Annotated in this window: 7 protein-coding genes; 5 read left to right on the top strand and 2 right to left on the bottom strand. The window is 65.0% G+C overall.

All coding sequences use genetic code 11. The features are described 5' to 3' along the window. The 3 genes from EOA28_RS22650 to EOA28_RS22640 form a co-directional block, all read left to right on the top strand. Nucleotides 1–588 (top strand): ATP-binding cassette domain-containing protein (locus EOA28_RS22650; protein ID WP_128315291.1); only part of this gene is annotated, 588 nt, incomplete at its 5' end. Next, nucleotides 581–1,567, top strand: coding sequence for an ABC transporter permease (locus EOA28_RS22645; RefSeq protein WP_126081024.1), 987 nt, complete (start codon nucleotides 581–583; stop codon nucleotides 1,565–1,567). The genes EOA28_RS22650 and EOA28_RS22645, both read left to right, overlap by 8 nt. A gap of 157 nt (nucleotides 1,568–1,724) precedes the next feature. Then, nucleotides 1,725–2,447, top strand: a complete 723-nt coding sequence (locus tag EOA28_RS22640) for a YdcF family protein (RefSeq protein ID WP_127252568.1) — start codon at nucleotides 1,725–1,727, stop codon at nucleotides 2,445–2,447. On the opposite strand, the gene EOA28_RS22635 is transcribed toward EOA28_RS22640, so the two are convergent. Beyond that, complete coding sequence (locus EOA28_RS22635) at nucleotides 2,444–3,064, bottom strand: pyridoxamine 5'-phosphate oxidase family protein (protein ID WP_128315290.1); 621 nt, start codon at nucleotides 3,062–3,064, stop codon at nucleotides 2,444–2,446. The two genes, EOA28_RS22640 and EOA28_RS22635, sit on opposite strands and share 4 nt — an antisense overlap. A gap of 100 nt (nucleotides 3,065–3,164) precedes the next feature. Here EOA28_RS22635 and EOA28_RS22630 point away from each other — a divergent pair, with 100 nt between their 5' ends. After that, complete coding sequence (locus tag EOA28_RS22630; RefSeq protein ID WP_126081021.1) at nucleotides 3,165–4,067, top strand: LysR family transcriptional regulator; 903 nt, start codon at nucleotides 3,165–3,167, stop codon at nucleotides 4,065–4,067. Nucleotides 4,068–4,207: 140 nt separating this feature from the next. Continuing rightward, nucleotides 4,208–5,002 (top strand): 1-acyl-sn-glycerol-3-phosphate acyltransferase, encoded by a 795-nt coding sequence (locus EOA28_RS22625; protein ID WP_128315289.1) that lies wholly within the window; start codon nucleotides 4,208–4,210, stop codon nucleotides 5,000–5,002. A 4-nt stretch (nucleotides 5,003–5,006) separates the two neighbouring features. On the opposite strand, the gene EOA28_RS22620 is transcribed toward EOA28_RS22625, so the two are convergent. Continuing rightward, nucleotides 5,007–5,627 carry a LysE family translocator gene (locus tag EOA28_RS22620; RefSeq protein ID WP_127252566.1) on the bottom strand — a complete coding sequence of 207 codons (621 nt, stop codon included), beginning with the start codon at nucleotides 5,625–5,627 and terminating at the stop codon, nucleotides 5,007–5,009. Nucleotides 5,628–5,729 lie beyond the last annotated feature (102 nt).

The raw sequence follows: 5,729 nt of genomic DNA, 5'->3' as shown, positions 1-5,729 counted from the left end.
ATTCCGGAGCGCTCCTTTCAGTTCCTGAGCGGCCCCTCGGGCGCCGGCAAGACGACGTTGCTGCGCCTTTTGTTCATGTCGCTGAAGCCGACGCGCGGCCTGATCACCATCTTCGGCAAGGACCGGTCGCGCATCTCGCGCAGCGAATTGCCGCTGCTGCGCCGCCGCATTGGCGTGGTGTTCCAGGATTTCCGCCTGCTCGACCATATGACGACCTACGAGAATGTCGCGCTGCCCTTGCGCGTGCGCGGGCGCGAGGAGGCGAGCTACCGCACCGACGTCACCGAGCTACTGAAATGGGTCGGCCTTGGCGACCGCATGCATGTGCTGCCGCCGGTGCTGTCGGGCGGCGAGAAGCAGCGCGCCGCGATCGCGCGCGCGCTGATCGAGCAGCCGGAGATCCTTTTGGCCGACGAGCCCACAGGCAATGTCGATCCGCCGCTGGCGCGCCGGCTGCTGAGACTCTTCATCGAGCTCAACCGGCTGGGCACCGCAGTCGTCATCGCCACCCATGACCTCGGCCTGATGGAGCAGGTCGATGCGCGTCGTATGATTCTGGCCGGTGGAAGGTTGGACGTCTATGACTGACTTTCCGGCCGATCACCTCCAGGATGAAGCCGAGGCGCCGGTGACGGTCCGGCGCGTCCAGCGCAAGACGGCGCCGATCGTGCCGGCGCAGAACATCGCCGGGCGGGCGCTGGTGCTGGTCATCGCCATCATGACCTTCCTGTCCTGTCTCACCTTCGGCGCGGTGACGCTGGTGCGCGACACCGCCTCGGTCTGGGAGAACCAGATCTCGCGCGAGGCGACGATCCAGATCAAGCCGGCCGACGGCCTCGACATGGAGGCGGCGCTTGCGCAGGCCTCGCAGATCGCCAGCGAGTTCCCCGGTGTGAAGGGCACCAAGATCATCGACCGCGACGCGACGGCGCGCCTTTTGGAACCATGGCTGGGCAGCGGCCTCAACATCGACGAGCTGCCGGTGCCGCGCCTCATTATCGTCACCATCGACGAGGCCAGCCCGCCTGACTTTGCCGCCATGCGCGCCGCCATCACGCCCAAGATCCCGACCGCCGCGCTCGACGACCACCGCACCTGGGTGGACCGCCTCGTCGCCATGGCGCACACCACGGTGACGATCGGCATCGCCGTTCTGGCGCTGATGCTCTCGGCGACGGTGCTGACGGTGGTGTTCGCCACGCGCGGCGCCATGGCCGGTAACGGCCATATCATCGAGGTGCTGCATTTCGTCGGCGCCGAGGCGCGTTTCATCGCGCGCGAATTCCGCTGGCATTTCCTGGTCACCGGCATGAAGGGCGCGGCAGCCGGCGGAGCGCTCGCGATCGTCGTCTTCATCGTCTTTTCTTGGTGGTCGTCGCGCAACATGGCGACGCCCGAGGCCGACCAGGCGACCGCCTTATTCGGCAATTTCGCCATTGGCTCCGCCGGCTATTTCGGCGTCGGCCTGATGGTGCTTGTGATCGGCGCGCTGACCGCGGCCACCTCGCACGCGACCGTCGTCGCCTATCTCAGCGACATCGACGTTCGCCAGCCGGACGCGGGCTGATCCATGAGCTCCAGCCGAAAGCCCGTGGAAGGCGTTGCATACAAACAAGGCAACGATCACGGCTTGGGCAGATGCCGTAACGCAAAGTGCGCCGCCTCACCTATCAAAGGCCGCATTTCGGAGTTAACCATTAGAAGCTTTCAGGATTAACCTGGGGATGATGGAAGCGCGGGAGCAGATCGAGACGGCTGGACGGATGCCGGCAGTGCCTGCGCGCGCCGCCGCCCCCGCCGGTCGTCTGCGGCTCGCCCTGCGCGTCTGCGCTTTCGTCGCTCTCGCCGCGCTGGTGCTTTTTGCCGGCGGCTTCGGCTGGTTCGCCGACAAGGTCAGCCATATGACGACCCCGCTCGATCCGGCCAGGGCGGATGCCATAATCGTGCTCACCGGCGGGCAGTCGCGGCTCGACGCCGCCATGGACCTGCTGGCGTCCGGCAAAGGGGAACGGCTGCTGATCAGCGGCGTCCATCCGTCGGCCACCAAACGCCAGTTGCAGGCGGCGATGGGTGGTGACAAGCGGCTCTTCTCTTGCTGTGTCGACATCGACCGTGCCGCGCTCGACACCATCGGCAACGCCGAAGAAAGCGCCAAATGGGTGGAAAACCACGCCTATGGCAGCATCATCATCGTCACCAACAATTACCACATGCCGCGCAGCCTGCTCGAGATGGGCCGGCTGCTGCATGGCGCGCGCCTTGAGCCCTATCCGGTGGTCAACACCAATCTCGGCAATGGCGGCTGGCTGACCAAGCCGGAAGCGCTGCGCGTGCTGCTGACCGAATACAGCAAATATGTGCTCTCGCTGGCGCGCGGCTTCCTGCCGCTTCGCACGACGCCCGAGGGCATGACGCTTGCCCAAGCATCGACCGCGGTGAAGAACTAGACCTTAGCCTCCAAATTATCTCGCAAGCGGGCAATCTCCTGCTCCAGGCCGGCGATGCGCCGATCGCGCTCGGCGAGCGCCGCCGCGACATCCGCCGCCTCGAAACGCTGCGGTATGTGCTGCGGACAATTGGCATCCCACGCCGTGACCGTGAACAGGATCGCCTGCTCCGGCTTTGCCTTGTAGTCCGCCGGCATCAGCTTCGCCGTCAGCTCCGGGTCGTTTTCGACGACCCGCGCCCTGCCCCAGACCTTGATGCGCTGCCTGAGCATATAGTCGATCAGGAACAGGAAGGCCTGGTCGTTGTCCTGCAGGTTGCCCTGGGTGATGAACTGGCGGTTGCCGGAGCAATCCGCGAAGCCGATCGTGTGCTCGTCCAGCACCTTGAGGAAGCCGGCCGGCCCGCCACGATGCTGGATGTAAGGCTGGCCTTCGGCATTGGCCGTCGCAAGGAACACGCTGGACTGCGCTTCGATGAAGGCGGCAAGGTCCGGCGTGATCGTGGCCCGCCAGCCGCCGCGCTGCTCGACGCGCGCATAGGAATCGCGCGATCCCTTGCGCGACTGGATCGCCTTGACGGTCGGTGTGAAGGCGACGTCGCTGGTGAATTCGTTCATGCCGGCGCTCCTCGGACAGGATGGCATGTCATTACCCTCTTCCGAAAATCGGATGTAGAGAGCATATTTGCAATTCACCCTTCCAGATTTCGGAAGAATAATGGATCGCCTCGACGCCATGTCCCTGTTCGTCGCTACGGTGGAGGCAGGCAGCCTTTCCGCCGCTGCCAGGCGTGCCGGCGTGCCGTTGGCGACGGTGAGCCGCAAGCTCTCCGACCTGGAGAAGCATTTGAAGACGCGTCTGCTCAACCGCTCGACGCGGCGCCTGGTGCTGACGGATGCCGGCCAATCCTACCTCGCCGCCTGCCGCCGCATTCTCGATGAGGTGAATGAGGCCGAGCGTACCGCTGCGGGCGAATATTCGAGCCCGACAGGCGAGCTGGTCATCACGGCACCGGTCGTCTTCGGCCGCCTGCATGTGCTGCCCGTGATCACCGACTTTCTCGCCATCTATCCGCAGGTGGACGTCCGCCTGACCTTGTCGGACCGGATCACCCAACTGGTCGAGGAGCATATCGATTTGGCCCTGCGCATCGGCGAGCTGCCGGATTCGGCCATGGTCGCGATCCGCGTCGGCTCGATCCGCCGCATCGTCTGCGCAAGCCCGGCTTACCTTGCCTCGCAGGGCACGCCGGAGAAACCATCTGAGCTTGCGGGTCACAGCTGCGTCACCTTCGAGGGCCTTGCCTCTCCCGCGACATGGAGTTTCGGAGCGGGCAAGACGGAAACCACGATCCCGGTCCGCTCGCGCCTGCAAGTCAACACCGCCGAAGCGGCGATCGATGCCGCCATCGCCGGGCTTGGCCTGACGAAAGTGCTCTCCTACCAGGCGGACGCCGGCGTGCGCGCCGGCACGCTGCGGGTGGTGCTGGAGCCATTCGAGTCGCCGCCCTGGCCGGTAAGCCTCGTCCATGCCGGCCAGGGCCGGCTGCCGGTGAAATTGCGCGCCTTCCTCGATTTTGCAGCGCCGCGCCTCAAGGAGCGGCTGGCGCGGTCATTGTAAGCAATTCCAGGAAAAGTGCATCGCGGTTTTCCGTCCGGAATTGCGGCAAACCAAGAGTGGCCGGCATTTCGACCGTGGCGGCGTTTCCTTTTTGCCGCCGCTTGGTGTAACCAACGCACACTTCCTCACGGGCCCCTTGCATGCTCATCATCCGCTCGCTGGCGTTCAACCTCGTCTTCTATCTCAGCCTGATCGTCCAGATGATCTTCTGGACCCCTTTCTATTTCCTGGCGCCGCGCCACCGTGCCTGGTTCGTGCCGAAATTCTGGTCACGGACCTCAATGTGGCTCTATAACAAGATCGCCGCGACGAAGAGCGAGATCACCGGTGTCGAGAACCTGCCCGAAGGGTCCTTCATCCTGGCGCCGAAGCATCAGTCCTTCTGGGATGCGATCGCCTTCTTCCCCTATCTCGACGACGCGCTCTACATCCTGAAACGCGAGCTGACCTGGATCCCTTTCTTCGGCTGGTACATCATGAAGATGCGCATGATCCCGGTCGACCGCGGCAGCCGTTCGAAAGCGCTGAAAGCGGTCGTCGTCGCGACCAGACAGGAGATGGACCGCAACCCGCGCCAACTGATCATCTATCCCGAAGGCACGCGCCGCGCGCCGGGCGCCGAGCCGTCCTACAAATACGGCATCGTCGAGATCTACACGCAGCTGGGCGTGCCCGTGGTGCCGGTCGCCCATGTCGCCGGCCTCTATTGGCCGCGCCGCAAGTTCCTGCGCTATCCGGGCACCATCAAGGCCCGCTTCCTGCCGCCTATCCCGCCAGGGCTCGGCAAGGAGGAATTCATGCAGCGGCTGATCGGCGAGACGGAAGCCGCCTGCGACCAGATGCTTGTCGAGGCCGCGCAGGCGCCGAACCCGCCGCCCATGCCGCCGACGGCGGTCAAGCGCCTAGCGGAACTCGGCGTAACGGACAGGACCTGATCCGCTACCGCAGCACCGCCAGCAAGGTCGTCAGCACCAGCGTCGCGGCAAACACCAGGTTGATGACCCGCGACGCCAGCGGATGGCGCAGGAACCGTGCGAAGGCCGTTCCTGCGAGCAGCCACACGACGTGGATGGCGACGATCATCGCGGCTAGCACAAGCAGCCTGGTTGAAGCGCCCAGCGCATCGGTTTGCGACCGGGCGCCGGCGAAAACCGCGGCGATCGCCACATAGGCCTTCGGATTGGCGACGGCGAGCGTGAAGCCGCCGAGAAAATCGGGCTTCGTCGCCGTGCTCCCGCGCTCGGCCAATGGCGGCGCGGTCGCTATTTTGAAGGCGAGATAAAGGATGTATGCGGCCGAGAGGATCGCCAGCACCGGCGCCACTCCCGGCACCGAGGTCAGTAGGCCGAGAATCCCGGCCGCCACCGCCAAAAGCACGGCCATCGTGCCGAGCACGACGCCCGCGGTGTAACTCAGGGAAGGACTCAGACCGAAAGCCGCGCCGACGGCGGTGACGCTGATCGTCGCCGGTCCCGGACTGCCCATGACGACCGTCGCGGCCAAGACAAGCGCCAGCACTTGCTGCCAGGATTGTGGATCGCCCAGAACACCACCAGCCATGCCGAACCTCCTCCTGTCGCGATGCGCAGGATTTAGGAGGGACCGTCATGGCCGTCTTGGATGATCGTGCGAGTATCGACTCCGCTAAGGCGTGTTGAGATT

The sequence above is a fragment of the Mesorhizobium sp. M2A.F.Ca.ET.067.02.1.1 genome (genome assembly GCF_004023285.1).
Lineage (GTDB): Bacteria > Pseudomonadota > Alphaproteobacteria > Rhizobiales > Rhizobiaceae > Mesorhizobium.
This window is presented reverse-complemented; position numbering and strand designations above follow the sequence as displayed.

Coding starts and splice junctions, on each gene's coding strand:
- EOA28_RS22645 (WP_126081024.1), top strand. CDS start 581: ATGACTGACTTTCCGGCCGATCACCTCCAGGATGAAGCCGAGGCGCCG.
- EOA28_RS22640 (WP_127252568.1), top strand. CDS start 1,725: ATGATGGAAGCGCGGGAGCAGATCGAGACGGCTGGACGGATGCCGGCA.
- EOA28_RS22635 (WP_128315290.1), bottom strand. CDS start 3,064: ATGAACGAATTCACCAGCGACGTCGCCTTCACACCGACCGTCAAGGCG.
- EOA28_RS22630 (WP_126081021.1), top strand. CDS start 3,165: ATGGATCGCCTCGACGCCATGTCCCTGTTCGTCGCTACGGTGGAGGCA.
- EOA28_RS22625 (WP_128315289.1), top strand. CDS start 4,208: ATGCTCATCATCCGCTCGCTGGCGTTCAACCTCGTCTTCTATCTCAGC.
- EOA28_RS22620 (WP_127252566.1), bottom strand. CDS start 5,627: ATGGCTGGTGGTGTTCTGGGCGATCCACAATCCTGGCAGCAAGTGCTG.